Annotated in this window: 15 protein-coding genes and 1 tRNA gene; 8 read left to right on the top strand and 8 right to left on the bottom strand. The window is 67.8% G+C overall.

Annotation, left to right across the window (positions count from 1 at the left end):
* Positions 1–230 precede the first annotated feature (230 nt).
* Positions 231–425 carry a hypothetical protein gene (locus QM591_RS12080; protein WP_415132645.1) on the top strand — a complete coding sequence of 65 codons (195 nt, stop codon included), beginning with the start codon at positions 231–233 and terminating at the stop codon, positions 423–425.
* Positions 426–582: 157 nt separating this feature from the next.
* Positions 583–927 (top strand): histone-like nucleoid-structuring protein Lsr2, encoded by a 345-nt coding sequence (locus QM591_RS12075; RefSeq protein ID WP_415132644.1) that lies wholly within the window; start codon positions 583–585, stop codon positions 925–927.
* A gap of 132 nt (positions 928–1,059) precedes the next feature.
* Here QM591_RS12075 and QM591_RS12070 read toward each other — a convergent pair whose 3' ends face one another.
* The gene (locus QM591_RS12070; RefSeq protein ID WP_415132643.1) at positions 1,060–2,649 is read right to left on the bottom strand and encodes a hypothetical protein; all 1,590 of its coding nucleotides are present in this window, start codon (positions 2,647–2,649) and stop codon (positions 1,060–1,062) included.
* A gap of 106 nt (positions 2,650–2,755) precedes the next feature.
* Positions 2,756–2,831, bottom strand: a tRNA-Lys gene (locus QM591_RS12065).
* Between the two features lie 113 nt (positions 2,832–2,944).
* On the opposite strand from QM591_RS12065, the gene QM591_RS12060 reads away from it, so the two are divergent.
* Positions 2,945–3,124, top strand: a complete 180-nt coding sequence (locus QM591_RS12060) for a hypothetical protein (RefSeq protein WP_415132642.1) — start codon at positions 2,945–2,947, stop codon at positions 3,122–3,124.
* A 128-nt stretch (positions 3,125–3,252) separates the two neighbouring features.
* Here QM591_RS12060 and QM591_RS12055 read toward each other — a convergent pair whose 3' ends face one another.
* Complete coding sequence (locus QM591_RS12055; RefSeq protein WP_415132641.1) at positions 3,253–3,915, bottom strand: fasciclin domain-containing protein; 663 nt, start codon at positions 3,913–3,915, stop codon at positions 3,253–3,255.
* Between the two features lie 263 nt (positions 3,916–4,178).
* Between QM591_RS12055 and QM591_RS12050 the strand changes: the two genes are divergently transcribed.
* From QM591_RS12050 to QM591_RS12030, 5 genes are all read left to right on the top strand, one after another.
* The gene (locus QM591_RS12050) at positions 4,179–5,894 is read left to right on the top strand and encodes a cytochrome c biogenesis protein DipZ (protein ID WP_415132640.1); all 1,716 of its coding nucleotides are present in this window, start codon (positions 4,179–4,181) and stop codon (positions 5,892–5,894) included.
* A 34-nt stretch (positions 5,895–5,928) separates the two neighbouring features.
* The gene (gene sigK, locus QM591_RS12045) at positions 5,929–6,528 is read left to right on the top strand and encodes an ECF RNA polymerase sigma factor SigK (RefSeq protein WP_415132639.1); all 600 of its coding nucleotides are present in this window, start codon (positions 5,929–5,931) and stop codon (positions 6,526–6,528) included.
* The gene (locus QM591_RS12040; protein ID WP_415132638.1) at positions 6,525–7,412 is read left to right on the top strand and encodes an anti-sigma factor domain-containing protein; all 888 of its coding nucleotides are present in this window, start codon (positions 6,525–6,527) and stop codon (positions 7,410–7,412) included. The genes sigK and QM591_RS12040 overlap by 4 nt, the downstream gene beginning before the upstream one ends.
* A gap of 48 nt (positions 7,413–7,460) precedes the next feature.
* Positions 7,461–8,099, top strand: a complete 639-nt coding sequence (locus QM591_RS12035) for a DNA-directed RNA polymerase subunit beta (protein ID WP_415132637.1) — start codon at positions 7,461–7,463, stop codon at positions 8,097–8,099.
* Positions 8,100–8,358: 259 nt separating this feature from the next.
* Positions 8,359–9,243, top strand: coding sequence for an aminodeoxychorismate lyase (locus QM591_RS12030; RefSeq protein ID WP_415132636.1), 885 nt, complete (start codon positions 8,359–8,361; stop codon positions 9,241–9,243).
* Between the two features lie 239 nt (positions 9,244–9,482).
* On the opposite strand, the gene QM591_RS12025 is transcribed toward QM591_RS12030, so the two are convergent.
* From QM591_RS12025 to QM591_RS12005, 5 genes are all read right to left on the bottom strand, one after another.
* Positions 9,483–10,316, bottom strand: coding sequence for a DUF559 domain-containing protein (locus QM591_RS12025; RefSeq protein ID WP_415132635.1), 834 nt, complete (start codon positions 10,314–10,316; stop codon positions 9,483–9,485).
* 290 nt (positions 10,317–10,606) lie between these two features.
* Positions 10,607–11,386, bottom strand: coding sequence for a phosphate ABC transporter ATP-binding protein PstB (gene pstB, locus QM591_RS12020; protein WP_415132634.1), 780 nt, complete (start codon positions 11,384–11,386; stop codon positions 10,607–10,609).
* 23 nt (positions 11,387–11,409) lie between these two features.
* Positions 11,410–12,507, bottom strand: coding sequence for a phosphate ABC transporter permease PstA (gene pstA, locus QM591_RS12015; RefSeq protein WP_415132633.1), 1,098 nt, complete (start codon positions 12,505–12,507; stop codon positions 11,410–11,412).
* Positions 12,507–13,472: a phosphate ABC transporter permease subunit PstC gene (gene pstC, locus QM591_RS12010; RefSeq protein ID WP_415132632.1), complete on the bottom strand. Its 966-nt coding sequence runs from the start codon at positions 13,470–13,472 to the stop codon at positions 12,507–12,509. The genes pstA and pstC overlap by 1 nt, the downstream gene beginning before the upstream one ends.
* Before the next feature lie 82 nt (positions 13,473–13,554).
* Positions 13,555–14,658, bottom strand: a complete 1,104-nt coding sequence (locus QM591_RS12005; protein ID WP_415132631.1) for a phosphate ABC transporter substrate-binding protein PstS — start codon at positions 14,656–14,658, stop codon at positions 13,555–13,557.
* Between the last annotated feature and the right edge of the window lie 343 nt (positions 14,659–15,001).

Genomic DNA, 15,001 nt, shown 5'->3' with positions numbered 1-15,001 from the left:
GATGTCTGCTCTTGCACCGCGTCGGATCGCGGTGCTCAAGGCGGAGGCTTCCGGTTTCCGAGCTGAGCACAGTCTATCGAGCGGCACGTCGGTGTCCCCTCGCATGACGTTGGATGACATGGCTCGAGAGCGTGGAGGAATGCGGCATGATGAGGGAGGCGTGTGTTCGATCTGCGCCGACAACCCCGGCGGGACACCCCTGTCTCGACGACGGCGGAGCGGAGGACGTTGTGCCCGCTCAGCTGTTTGTCGCTGTCGTCATCGTGATCCTGACGGTGATCGCCGCCTTTGCGGGACGCGTGCTGAAGGCGACGCGACCCGCGGCGGAACGCAACGGCAAATGGCGGACGCGATGTGTGCTGATTCTCCTCTCGTGCGCCGTCGCCGTGCCGATCCTCCTCGTCGCGATCGTCTGGTTTATGTGATCCCGGCGGCGTGGGAGCGCTCCTCAAAGCCGTTTCTCCTATCGTGCGGCGAGTCGTCTGCGCAACCTCCCTGTTTTTCCCGGCGGAATTGCGTACGATCTATCCGGCGCCTCTATCCGGATGCGCATTCGAAGCCGAAACAGAGCAGGAGCCAGTAATGGCAAAGAAGGTCACTGTGGAACTCGTCGACGATGTCGATGGCACCCCGATCGCGGACGGCGACGGCGGGACTGTCACGTTCTCTCTCGAAGGCAAGGCGTACGAGGTCGACCTGACCTCGGCGAACGCCGACAAGCTCCGTGAGGCTCTCGCCCCCTTCATCACGGCAGGGCGTTCGGTGAGTGCGGCCGCAGCGGCGCAGGCGCGCCCGTCGCGTCGCCGTTCCGGTGGCAACTCCGACCTCGCTGCGATTCGCAGCTGGGCGAAGGCCAACGGGCACACCGTGAACGAGCGCGGGCGCATCCCGAAGAACGTCCTGGACGCCTACGCCGCCGCACACTGAGGTCGATCTCGACAAGCTGATCGGGTCGTCGCTGCGCATCACCCGCGCCGCGTGACCTGACGAGGTGGCCATCCCGCACGGGGTGGCCACCTTTTGTCGTTCCGGTACGCGGTGGTCGCGTGCGGCAGGCTCCTATCGATGAGTGATCGGAATGCGGCGGTCGCCGAAGTCGTGGATCGTGTATCGGCCGCAGGAGAGCGTTGATGCGTCCGACTCGCTCACTCCGTCCGGGTACTCGAAGGGCGAGGACATGCCGTCCGTGATGACGAATGTCACCCGTGGCGACGCGCTATCGGCACGATTGGTCAGCCACTCGTAGACGGCGAACTGATGGTCAACTTGGATGAGCGACGCGGGGTCTCTCGCATAGGCCTGGGGGGCTCGGACGGTCCAGAACTGCCCCGCACCCACTCTGTCGGAGGAGTCGACCCAGTCGACCACGCACGCGAGGTCGACATCGGTTGCACGGGCCTCGCTGATGGCCCGCGGCAGAGACCATCCGAGAGCGACGATGGCTGCCATTCCGATGGCGCCCGCTCGCCACCATTTTCTCGGCGAGTCGAGATTCCGCTCCTCCTGTCTCCGCAGGGTCGGAATCGTGACGAGGGCGAGTGGAGGCATGAAGGCGACAGGCTGAAGATATCGAATCCCGTCGGTGCCGAGGGTGACCATCCCGATCACGACCACCACCGGAACGAGCGCGGCACTCCCGGTCACGAACGCGGGAGCAGTCATTCCTCGGCGGAAGAACCGGGCGGTGAGAGCACACGAGATGCCCCACATCGCCGCGGTCAGGAGAAGGAATCCCGCGCCGGGGAGACTCGCGGCAGACTCCACCGCGAGTCCGGCATAGCGCACGAATGACGCCGCCCAGTGGCCGGCGCGCACATACAGCCGGGCATCCGCAACGATCCACGGTGAAAGCGGCACCCGAGCGGCCATTCCGAGCGCCGTGCCGGCGACCGTGGCCACTGCGAGGAAGAGCACCGGGCGCCAGGCCGAGATGCCGCCGGCGCGCAAGAGCAACAGCACCACGACCAGCGGCACCGTGCCCCACGCCGCGAAGAGGGGATTGGTCAGTGTGGAGACCGCCGATGCCAGGGTGATCCCTGTGAGAGCGAGCACAGGGATCCGCCGCGACGACGGAGCACGGTCCAGCACGCGCCGCGTGATTCCCGACGTGAGGATCACGCCGACCACCGTTGCCGAGTAGTACGTCGTCAACCCGAACGCCGATGCGAGATGAAAGCCATCTCGTCCCTCCCCGCTGTTCAGCACCGCCAACAGGCAGAACGCCGAGAAGGCGAGGAGCGCGCCCCGCACCGGGTGTGAGACACGCCGGCGGCTGCCGCTGACGACGCGGATCGCGGCATAGAGAGCGACGAAGTTCACCCAGGCGTTCAGCATGAGCGTGGCGCGTACGCCGAGCCCGAGCGTGGAGAGCGCGGCATAGACGGCCGTCTCCGGAATGAAGAGCACGGGCGACATCGCCCAGTCCTGCGCATGCCCGGCTACGAGCGACTTCGTCAGCAGCACGGTGATGAGCGAGTCGCCGTCGGCGAACATCATCCATGCCTGCGTCGTCGCCAGCTGCGCGGTGACGACCAGCGCTAGCACCGCGGCGAGGGCGTAGCCGCCCGCCTCGTGGAGGATCGCGCGGCGCCGCGCCTGGCGGGATGGCGACGACGACGTGGTGGGGGCTCGGGTGTGGGTCGTCGTCACGAGACGTACGTTATCCGAGGTGGCGTGAAGGGGCCCGTTGGATGGACGTGAGGGGCTCGCTGCTGTCCGGCGTCACGCCGACACCCTCGCGATCCGCGCGCTTGACTGGTGGGCCCCGTGGGGCTCGAACCCACGACCCGCGGATTAAAAGTCCGATGCTCTACCGACTGAGCTAGAGGCCCTCGATCCCTAGCCTACCCAGGACGCGGGCCCCTCACGCGCTCCTCGGTTGGTCCACGAGGATCTCCCCCTCGCGACGGAGGCGCGTCCTCCGCCCGCCTCGTACCGTAGCGACATGGCCGAGAACTCGAACAGTCCACAGAACTGGATCGCGATCGGAATCGCCCTCGGCGCGGGGCTCGGCGTCCTCCTGGGGTCGCTCTTCGGCAATCCTCCGATGGGCGTCGGTATCGGGATGGCGCTCGGCGTCGCCATCGGCGCCGGTCTCGATGCGCGGAACAAGAAGAAGGACTAACCCCGGCGACGCGCACGCCACCCCACACACGCGCCCCCGCACACGGCAAACTGCCGCCGCCGGAGCGCGAAGCATCCGGCGGCGGCAGGCCTCTCAGCGTGGGTACCGCTCCCTCGCTGGAGTCGTGATCACTCGGCCGGCGGGAGGAGCACCGAGTCGATCAGGTAGACGGTGGCGTTGGCAGTCTGGACGCCGCCGCAGATCACCTTGGCGTCGTCGTTGACCATGATGTCGTCACCGGATCCGGTCACGGTCAGGTCGGCGCCGTTGACGGTCGTGTGGGTGCCGTCGATGGCGTCGGGCTCGATCTGGCCGGGAACCACGTGGTAGGTGAGGATCGAGGTGAGCATCTTGCTGTCGGTCTTCAGCGTCTCGATCGTGTCGGCGTCGATCTTCGCGAAGGCCTCATCCACCGGCGCGAAGACGGTGAACTCGCTGCCGTTGAGGGTGTCGACGAGGTTCACGTCGGGGTTGAGCTGACCGCTGACGGCTGCGACGAGCGTCTTCAGCAGCGGGTTGTTCGACGCCGCGACGGCGACGGGGTCCTGCGACATGCCCTGGACCGAGCCGGGGCCGTCCGGGACCTGCTCGGCGTAGGCGGCGCAGCCCGATCCGACCAGGTTGGCGGCCGGGTCCATGGCCGGCGCCGACTCGCTCATCGACGGCTGCGGTGCCATCGAGCTCTCGGACGGTGCGGTCGTGGTGCTGCCCATCGAACATCCGGCCAGCGCGAACATGCCGGCGACGGTCAGGGCGAGTGCGCTGCCGAGCTTCTTCTTGGTGCTGAGCATGATGGCTCCATTCCTCGTGGTGTGCTGTCGTGCCGCGCTCCGTCGGCGGCTTTGGCAGTTCTTCGGAGTGGTGTCGGAATCGGATGGGAGGAAAACTGAAAAGAGTTCCGCGCGGCTGATCGACGCCGCGTTTCCCCCTCTTCGCGGGCCCTCCGCGTGGCGCCTCCTTCCTTCAGTGAACTGCGCCCCCAAGCACCCCGAGCGCCCCGAGCCAATCCGATTCGCCGCGCCCGCCGAATGGCTCTCAACACCGAGGGAGAATCGTGGACCTGATCATCATCGGCCTGCTGGGCGGGCTCATCACCGGCATATCGCCGTGCATCCTGCCGGTGCTGCCAGTCATCTTCCTCACGGGAGGCGCGCAGTCCGCCCGCTTCGAGGGCGACGCGAAGACGAAGCCCGCTCGCCGCAGTCGCCCCTACTTGGTGATCCTCGGGCTCGTCATCAGCTTCACTCTCGTGACACTCGTCGGCTCGCTCGTGCTCGGCCTCCTGAACCTTCCGCAAGACGTGATCCGCTGGGTCGGCATCGGCGTGCTGATCCTCATCGGTGTCGGCCTGCTGATCCCGCGGTTCGAACAGCTCCTCGAGAAGCCCTTCCAGTGGCTGCCCCGTCGCGAGGTGCAGAACCGGGGGAGCGGGTTCGGCGTGGGTCTCGCTCTCGGCGCGGTGTTCGTGCCGTGTGCCGGGCCCGTCCTCGCCGCGATCATCGTGGCCGGGGCAACGGGTCGCATCGGCGTCGACACCGTGCTCCTCACGGCGTCGTTCGCGATCGGCGTCGCCATCCCTCTGCTCGTGTTCGCCCTCGCCGGGCGCGGCCTCGTCGAGCGCATCCGTGCGTTCCGGAGTCGTGAGCGTGGCCTGCGGATCGCGGCGGGCGTCGCGATGCTCGCCCTCGCGGTGGGACTCGCGTTCAACGTGCCGCAGGCGCTCCAGCGGCTCGTTCCGGACTACACGGCCCAGCTGCAGCGCGACCTCACCGACAACGACCAGGCCGCTCGGGCGCTCGGTCTCGGTGGCATCGTCACCGACGAGAATCGCGACCTCGACAAGTGCACCAATGGGGCGGACCAGCTGGAGTCGTGCGGCACGGCGCCGTCGATCAAGGGCATCGAGAAGTGGTTCAACACCCCGGGCGGTGAGGCGATCGATCTGAAGGAGCTGCGCGGCAAGGTCGTGCTGATCGACTTCTGGGCGTACTCCTGCATCAACTGCCAGCGTTCGATCCCTCACGTCGTGGCGTGGGACAAGGCCTACCGCGATGCGGGGCTCCAAGTGATCGGCATCCACTCTCCGGAGTATGCGTTCGAGAAAGACGCGGCCAACGTCGAGGCCGGCGCGCGCGACTTCGGGATCACCTATCCGGTGGCGCTCGACAACAACCTCGCCACCTGGACCAACTACCGCAACCGGTACTGGCCCGCGCACTACCTGATCGACGCGCAGGGCACGGTGCGCCACATCGCCTTCGGCGAGGGGAACTACGCCGCCACCGAGAAGATGATCCGCGAGCTGCTGACCGATGCCAACCCGTCGGTGAGTCTCCCCGCGGCCACGAACGTCACCGATGAGACCCCCGAGCTGGGATCGACGACGCCGGAGACCTTCCTCGGGTCGTCGAAGGACGTCAACTTCGCCGGCCCCGGGCAGTACCGGGCGGGCGAGGGACAGTTCACCGCGCCCGCCGATCAGGCCGCCGACACCTTCGCCCTCGACGGCGCGTGGAACGTGCAGACGCAGTTCGTCACTCCCACCGCCGACACCGGGCGCATCGTGCTGACCTATCGCGCCTCCGAGGTGCGGATCGTCGCGGCCGGTGAGGGAACGATTCAGGTCGACGTGGACGGGAAGAAGTCCTCGATCGACGTCGGAGGCACGCCGCGCTCCTACGCCGTGATCGAGCGCGGAGCGGCTCGGCAGGGAACGATCACGCTCGAGGTTCCGAAGGGCGTGGAGGCCTACTCCTTCACCTTCGGGTGATCACGGGATACGACGATGGAGCGGGAGATGGTGCATGCTTGTCGAGATGGTCATCGACGGTGTGGAAGTGGGCGAGGACGGCGAGAGCGCCGATCGCGTCGCGGAGCTTCTGATGCGTATCGCAGCCGGTGACGACACCGCCTTCGGGACGCTGTACGACATGATGTCGTCGCGCGTGTTCGGACTGATCCTGCGTGTGCTGGTCGACCGCGCTCAGAGCGAAGAGGTCCTCCAAGAGGTCTTCCTCGAGATCTGGCAATCCGCTGGCTCGTTCGCTCCGAATAGAGGACAGGGAAGGTCGTGGGTTCTCACGATCGCACACCGACGGGCCGTCGACCGGGTCCGGTCTGCACAGGCAGCCGGAGAACGAGACGTCCGTGCCGGCATGCGGGAACTGAACACCCCGGCCGTCGCCGTCGAAGAACAAGTCGAGTTGCGGATCGAGAGCAGGCGCGTGGCGCGGGCCCTCGAAGCGCTCCCCGAAGCACAGCGTGAAGCACTGACTCTGGCCTACTTCGGCGGCTACTCTCAAAGCGAGATCGCCGCGCTGAGCGGAACGCCGCTGGGAACGATCAAGACGAGAATGCGCGACGGCCTGTCGCGCCTACGCACCGAATTGGGGGTGGCCGTATGAACGAGCAGGAATTCGCCGAGCTCTCCGCCGGTCACGCCCTCGGAGCGCTGTCTCCCGACGACGAGCGTCGCTACCACGACGCACTCGCCGCCCACCCGGAGTGGCAGGAGATCGTTCGCCTCGACCTGGACACCGTCGGGGCGCTGGGCGACAGCGTGACCCCCGTCGCCCCGCCGCTGAACGTGCGGTCGCGGCTGCTGTCGCAGATCCGTGGCGGTGCCGCAGAGACACCGGAGGCTTCGGTCGTCGGTGGCGCTGCTCCGCTCGACCCGTCCGCCTCCGCCGACGACACGGTCGCTCTCGATCGAGGCACGTCCTCGGCGTCATTCGCGGAGCCGTCCGCCTCGGATGCCCCGTCGCCGGAGGCGCCGTCCGCAGATGCCGCTCCTCCCACCGAGGTGGTGCAGGCGATCCAGCGCCGCAACTGGACCCGTGGACTGTTCGCGCTCGTCGCGTCCGTCGCGCTCTTGGTCGGAATCGGCTGGGGCGTCGGGGCGATCTCCGATTCACTGCGCACGCCTCCGGCCGTTCAGCTGCTCGCGCAGATCGAGTCCCAGCCCGACGCACAGTCCGTGACCACCCGGATGGGTGAGGACGGGCAGGCGTCGCTCCATTGGTCGGAGTCGCTCGGCGAAGCCGTCTTCGTGGCGAAGGGGATGCCAGAGATCGCCGAAGACCGCACGTTCGAGCTGTGGTTCGTCCGTGACGACACCCCGATCGCCGCGGGCACCTTCGATGCCAGCGACGGCGAGGCCACCGCGCAGCTCGTGGGCTCGATGAAGCCGGGCGACACCATCGCCGTGACGGTGGAGCAGCGCGGCGGATCTCCGGACGGGAAGCCGACCACCGACCCGATCGTCGCGGTACCGTCCGAGACCAGCTGACCGGTCCTGCGGAGCCGGGCCACCCGGCCGCCGGTACCCTGGAACGCGATGTCTGACGACCCGCGTTCGTTCCACAAGCCCGTCCGCCGCCCCGCCGAGATGCTCGACCGCCTCTTCAGCGCCGAGGACCCGGCGGAGGTGTCGCGCGTCGCTCACGCCACGGCCGTGGCGTTGTTGTCGCGCGTGCGGGAGCAGCCGGCCGATGGCGCCGTGGACAGGCTCGTGAGCTTCACCGATCAGCACGGGATCGACACGATCGCCGAGCTCTGGTCGCGCTCGCCGGCGAAGTCGTTGCCGGGAACGCTGTGGCGGATCTACCTGCTCCAGCTCATGGTCCACGACGATGCGCGTACCGCCGCCCTGTTGTACGAGCGGGGCCGGGTGCGGCTCGCGTCGGCCGACGACGTGGTGGCCGGCGCCCCCACGCCCGCAGGGCCGGATGAGCTCGTCTCGTTGAGCGATGAGATCCTGCGCGGCGTGTTCAGCGGGGATTTCGCCGTCGCTCTGGAGCGCGCCGCCTCGTTCTGTCGCGTCGAGGCGGCCGGTGCCGCCGACCTCGCCGATGACCACGATCACACCGAGCCCGACCGTGCGACGGCGTTCACCGCCCGCGCGCTCCGGCTGACGACGTTCGCGGAGGACCTCGGGGCGGCGGCCGCGCTGTGGCGCCGCGATGCGCTGACCTGACGGTTGTGGCCTCGCTGTCGTGAGCGGCGACGCAGCGTCTCCACCCGCCCGCAGCGGGAAAAAGAAGTGCCGGACCGCAGGAACGCCTCTCGGCGCGAGGCCGCTCGCAGCGGCAGAAGTTGGAGCCCGGGGTTACTGCGGCCCGGCTGTTCCATTGTAACGGAGGGGCCGCGCAGGCTATTCCTGGCCTCTCCCTCGGGCGACGCCCCGTGAGGCCGATGAGCCTGAGTCCGCGGTGTGTGGCGCGTAGGCTCAGGGAATGGCCTGGCGCTTCGCTCTTCTCCTGGTCCCGGCGTCGGAAACCGACGCGCGCAGCGACTTTCGCGAGACCTTCACCGAGGTCGATCCGCTCGCTCCGGGCCTCAGCGTCGGTGATCTTGCTGCCCAGCGCGGCGACGGGGTGTTCGAGTCGATCGGCGTGATCGGCGGTCATGCCCAGGAAGTCGAGGCGCATCTCGCTCGCCTCGAGCACTCGGCGGAGTTGTGCGAGCTGCCCCGCCCACACCTCGCGCAGTGGCGGCAGGCGGTCGAACTCGCCGTGGCCCATGCGGGCTCGGGGGAGGCCGTGGTCAAGCTGATCCTCAGTCGCGGTGTGGAACACGGATCCGGCCCGACCGCCTGGGTCACGGTCGCCGACGCGGCTGACTTCGCCACCGCGCGCACGTCCGGCGTCCGGGTGGCCACGCTCGACCGCGGCTTTGCGAGCGACGTGCCCGCGCGGGCGCCTTGGCTCCTCCTTGGCGCGAAGACCCTCTCGTACGCGGTGAACATGGCCGCGATCCGTGAGGCGAAGCGACGTGGCGCCGACGACGCCGTGTTCGTCACCACTGACGGCTATGTTCTGGAGGCCCCGACCGCGTCGGTCGTCGTGCGCCGAGGGGCCACCTTCGTCACCCCGGAACCGCACGCCGGTATCCTCCACGGCACCACGCAGCGGAGCCTCTTCGGCTTCCTCCAGAGCGAGGGCTACGAGACGGCGTACGAGCCGATTCCCGTCGCCGACCTGCTCGCCGCCGATGCCGCGTGGCTTCTGTCCAGCGTGCGGTTGGCCGCTCCGATCACGGCGGTGGACGGACGAGCGATTCCCCACGACCCGGCGATCACCTCGACGCTCAACCACTACCTCCTCGGCCGCCGGGACTGACGCGGCCGGGTGTCGTGCCCGTGCCGTGATGCCGAGCCGGTGCCGAGGCCGAGGCCGGGGCCGAGCGGGTGTCGTTCCGTGCCGTGCCGTGATGCACAACGGCGGACGGCCGGGCCGGCACGCCGATGCTTCGTGGCCCGCGCCCGGCGTGTCGGCTCTCCCATCCGCCGATGTGTCGCTGATCGGCGGCCGCCTCGCTTCCCGGGCGGACCCACCTAGGCGGACCCACCGAGGCGGACTCATCGACCGGGCACGAGATGGTGCCCGGAGGCCACGGACGCGAGAATCGCGGACTCCACCAGATCCCACTCGTGAACGATCATCGCGTAGTCGAATCTCAGAGTGACGTAGCCCCAGAGCGCCGCGTGCGCATCACGCAGGAGATCTTTGTGGCGCAGGGAAGGGCTGTCGTGATTTGCCTTGCCATCGGTCTCCACGATGAGCCGGTCGCCGACGAGGACGTCGACCACTCCGACGCCGACGATACGAACCTGGGTGCGAACGGTCAGGCCGTGATGCCGCAGGCGCCAGCGGAAGAGCGATTCCAGCCCGCTGTCGGCATCGTCACGGGACAACGCAACTGCTTCACGACCTTCGCCGCCGATGTGACTGGTCAGCCAGCGAAGGGCGGCCGGCCCGACGATTCCCGTGCGTCGTGCGGACTCCAGCGCCACAAAGAATGCCTCCACACCTGCGCATGCCAGGATCTGACGCAGGACACGGGCGGCGGACGGGAGGGCGAAGGCATCGCGAGTGCCCTCGTCCCAGTGCTCGACGCAGGTGCACGGGTCCTCCGCATGCCGACGATGTCCGTCGCGATGGAGCCAGACGTGGACGTTGCCGGGCTCTTCGAGCACCCACAACCCCCAGTGCCGTGCCGCCGACACGCAGGCGAGCGCTCCACCATGCGTCGCAGCGATCATGACCTCCGCGCACGCGTCTGCCGAGGCGTACACGCCGCGGCGCAAATGGTGCAGGTCGCCCGCGGCGACGGCTCTGCGGATGGCTGAGCGCGAGAGGCCTGCCGCGCGCAGCTCGCGGTAGCGCTGGACGGCGATCGACGGCACACACATGCGTCCACCATGTCCCTGCGGCGGAGAGGGCCCAGTGCCGCGTCGGGCTCACCGTGCACATCGCATGTCGAATCATGGCGGGGGAGGAGCCGGGGCACCCGGGGAGGAACCGACGCACCCGGGGTACCCACATCCGCGCGGGAGCTGGCGTGTGCACAACGGCGGATCGAGCGAGCGACACGCCGGCCTCCGCGGCGGTGAGGGCGGCGTGTTGGCCCGGTCGTCCGCCGTTGTGTCCCGGAAGCAGGAAACAGGAAGCAGGAAGCAGGAAGCAGGATTGCGGGCCGCGATCAGCCGAAGCGGCCGGAGACGTAGTCCTCGGTGGCCTGGACCGACGGTGTGGTGAAGATCGTGCCGGTCTCGTCGTACTCGATGAGCTTGCCGGGCTTGCCGGTGCCGGCGATGTTGAAGAAGGCGGTCTTGTCGCTCACGCGGGAGGCCTGCTGCATGTTGTGGGTCACGATGACGATCGTGTACTCCTTCTTCAACTCCTGTATGAGCTCCTCGATCGCGAAGGTCGAGATCGGGTCGAGGGCGGAGCACGGCTCGTCCATCAGCAGGACGTCGGGCGACACGGCGATCGCCCGTGCGATGCACAGACGCTGCTGCTGTCCGCCGGAGAGCCCCGAGCCGGGCTTGTCGAGGCGGTCCTTGACCTCGTTCCAGAGGTTTGCCCCCCGCAGCGACTGCTCGACGAGAGCATCGGCGTCGCTCCTGGAGATCTTCTTGTTGTTGAGCTTCACGCCCGCCAGCACGTTCTCCTTGATGCTCATCGTGGGGAACGGGTTGGGGCGCTGGAAGACCATCCCGATCTGACGCCGCACGAGCACGGGATCCACGCCCGCGCCGTACAGGTCTTCGCCGTCGAGCAGCACCTCGCCCTCCACTCGGGCACCGGGGATCACCTCGTGCATGCGGTTGAGGGTGCGCAGGAACGTGGACTTGCCGCACCCCGACGGGCCGATGAAGGCCGTCACACTCCGCGGTTCGATCTCGAGGGACACGCCCTCGACGGCGAGGAAGTCGCCGTAGTACACGTTGAGGTCGTTGACTTCGATGCTCTTGGACACGTCGGTTCTTTCTCGAGGGGCCGTCAGCGGCCGAACTTGGGGGCGAACTTCTTCGCGACGAAGCGTGCGATGAGGTTGAGCGCCATGACGATGAGAATGAGGGTGAGGGCGGCGCCCCACGCTCGGGCCAGCGCGGCGTCGACGTTGGTCCCTGGGTTCTGGAACTGCGTGTAGACGAAGACCGGAAGGGTCATCATGGGCTGATCGAGCAGGTTGGTGTTCAGCGACGTCGTGAATCCGGCGGTCAGCAGCAGCGGCGCCGTCTCGCCGATCACCCGCGAGATCGACAGCATCACGCCCGTCGTGATGCCGGCGATCGCGGTCGGCAGGACGACCTTGGCGATCGTCAGCCACTTCGGCACGCCCAGGGCGTACGAGGCTTCGCGCAGCTCGTTCGGAACGAGTCGCAACATCTCCTCGCTGGAGCGCACGACGACAGGGATCATCAAGACCGTCAGGGCCAGGGCTCCCATGATCCCCATGTAGCGACCGGGTCCGATCAGCAACGTGAACAGTGCGACGATGAACAGACCAGCGACGATGGAGGGGATACCTGTCATCACGTCGACGAAGAAGGTGATGGCCCGCGCGAGTCGACCGCGACCGTACTCGACGAGGTAGATCGAGGTCAGCAGGCCGATCGGCACCGAGATGATCGTGGCGGCGAGGGTGATCAGCAGGGTCCCCCAGATGGCGTGGAGCGCGCCTCCGCCTTCGCCGACGACGTTGCGCATCGTCCAGGTGAAGAAGGTCACGTCGAAGCGTGCTATTCCGTCGACCACGACGGTGTAGAGCAGCGAGATCAGCGGGATCAGGGCGACCGCGAAGGCGAAGCTGACGAGCACCGTAGCCAGGCGGTCTACGGCCCGACGCCGACTCTCGACGATCGTCGAGAAGACCACGAGCCCGATCGCGAAGATGAGGAAGCCGAAGAAGATGGTCCCTGCGACATTGAAGTCGCGGGGCTCCCCGCGGAAGTTGAGAATGGCGAAGAACGTGCCCGCGAGGGCGAGACCCAGAACGAGGAGAACCCACGGCAGCCAGGCGGGCAGCTGCCCTGCGGTCAGCGTGTTCGGGCCCTTGGTGCGCTCGACCGAGGGTGTGGAGGTGAGGGTGGCCATCAGTTTGCTCCAGAGAACTCGGCGCGACGGCTGACGATCCAGCGGGCAAGCGCGTTGACGGCGAAGGTCACGATGAAGAGGATGAGGCCGGTCGCGATGAGGGCGTTCACGCCGGTGCCGTGCGCCTCACCGAACTTGAGGGCGATGTTCGCAGGGATCGGAGTGGGGTTGGTCGATGTCAGTACCTCGAACGTGACCACGCCGGACGCCGACAGCACCATCGTGACGGCCATCGTCTCGCCGAGGGCGCGGCCGAGGGCGAGCATTGCTGCGGAGACCATGCCGCCGCGGGCGAAGGGGAAGACCGCCATCCGGATCATCTCCCAGCGAGTCGATCCGAGGGCGAGTGCCGCCTCCTCGTGGAGCTTCGGGGTCTGCAGGAACACCTCACGGCAGATGGCCGTCATGATCGGGATCACCATCACAGCCAGCACGATCGCCGCCGTCAGGATGGTGCGCCCCGTTTTGGACGGGTCGCCGCTGAAGAGGGGGAACCAACCGACGTTCGCATTCAGCCACACGTAGAGCGGTTGAACGAAGCCGGCGAGGACCGAGTAGCCCCACAATCCGAAAACGACCGAGGGGATCGCGGCCAGAAGGTCGATGACATAGCCCAGCAGAGCCGCCATTCGCCGTGGTGCGTAATGCGAGATGAACAGAGCGATGCCGATGCTCAGCGGGGCAGCCAACAGGAGGGCGAGAAAGGCGGCCCAGATCGTGCCGAACACGAGCGGGCCGACGTAGGCGAGGAAGCTCTGGCCCTTGAGGATCGGGTTGTCGGCAGGATCCTCGGTCAGCGCGGGGATCGACTGGGCCACGAGGAACACCGTGACCGCGACCAGGATGCCGAGGATCAGCACCCCGGCGCCGAGAGCGGTGCCGGAGAACAACACGTCTCCGAGTCGCCGTTTGGCGGTGGGGGTGGCGGGCCGCGCACTCGGGGGCGCCGGGGTGGTGGTTGTCATCTTCTCCTCAGACCTGCGGTGTTCCGGGGTGATGCCCCGGCCCGTCCGTGCGGGCCGGGGCATCACGCATCGGCGGGTGGTGTCAGCCGATCAGATCGATCGCGGCCGAGATCTTCTCGCGGAGGCCGTCCGAAAGGGGCGCCGAGCCTGCGGCATCGGCGGCGACCTTCTGGCCGTCTGCGCTCGTCACGTAATCGAAGTAGGCCTTGACGACCGCGGCGGTGTTGGCGTCGTCGTACTTCTCGCACGCGATCAGGTAGCTGACCAGTGCGATCGGATAGGAGCCTGCCGGAGCGGCCGAGGGGTCGACATCGAACACGAGGTCACCGGCACTGCGGCCTTCGACCAGCGGGGATGCGTCGACCAGAGCGGCAGCGGCCTCAGACGAATAGGGAACGAACTCGTCGCCCACCTTGACAGCGACGGTGCCGAGGCCGCCAGCCTGCGACGCGTCGGCGTACCCGATGGTTCCCGCGCCGGCCTTGACGGCGGCGACGACGCCCGAGGTGCCCTGTGCGGCCTCGCCCGATGACAGCGGCCACTCGTCCGAGGCCTCGTGGGGCCAGGCGTCCGGCGCGACCGACGCCAGGTAGCCGGTGAAGATGTCGCTCGTGCCCGACGGGTCGGAGCGGTGGACGGGAGCGATCGCCTCGTCGGGCAGCGTGACACCCTCGTTGTCGGCGGCGATGGCCGGGTCGTTCCACTTGGTGATGTCGCCGTTGAAGATCTTCGCGACGGTGGTGGCGTCGAGGTTGAGCGAGTCGATTCCCTCGAGGTTGAAGATGATCGCGACCGGCGAGATGTAGACCGGAACCTCGACGATGGCGTCGGAGGCGCAAGAGCCGAAGCCGCCTGCGGCGATCTCACTGTCGTCGAAAGCGCGGTCCGAGCCGATGTACGACTGTCCGCCGGCGAGGAAGTTGTCGCGACCCACTCCGGATCCCGTGGCTTGGTAGTTGATCGTGACGCCGCTGTTGGCGGTCTGGAAGGCAGCGATCCACGCCTGCTGCGCAGCATCCTGCGACGAGGCTCCGGTCGCGTTCAGCGTTCCCGACAGTGCCGACGACGACCCGCCGGGGGAGTTGGTCGAGCCGTTGCCCGCCGGCTCGTTGGCGGCGCATCCGGTGAGTGCGAGAGCCGCGACGGCGGCAACAGCGCCCAGCTGGGCGATGCGGTTGAGCTTCACTGTGAATCCTCACGTTGTCAGGTAGTAGCCCGGTGCAGGGCTCGTCCGTGACGGTAGACATCGACTCTTAAGAGAGTGCGCTGTGCCGGTAAACGGGAGGTGAACGGATGCCGGTCGGCCGGCAACGTCGCCGCGGGAGTCTCGGGCCGGCGGCCGATCGACGTCGATGACGCCGCGCTTCCACAGGTGTCGACGGGGCGACGACTAGGTGAACACCTCGAATCTCCTCACCATGGAAGCTCTGTCGCCCCTACTCTCGGGCCCAAAGTCGAGCATCGTGTTCGCACACACTCGAGTTTTTTTCGCGCAGGCCCGAGATTCCCGCGTCAAAGGACTCGCCGCT

The organism is Microbacterium sp., from assembly GCF_047607225.1.
In the GTDB taxonomy this organism is placed as follows: Bacteria; Actinomycetota; Actinomycetes; order Actinomycetales; family Microbacteriaceae; genus Microbacterium.
The sequence above is the reverse complement of the archived record's forward strand: the minus strand, read 5'-3'. Positions and strand labels throughout refer to the sequence as shown.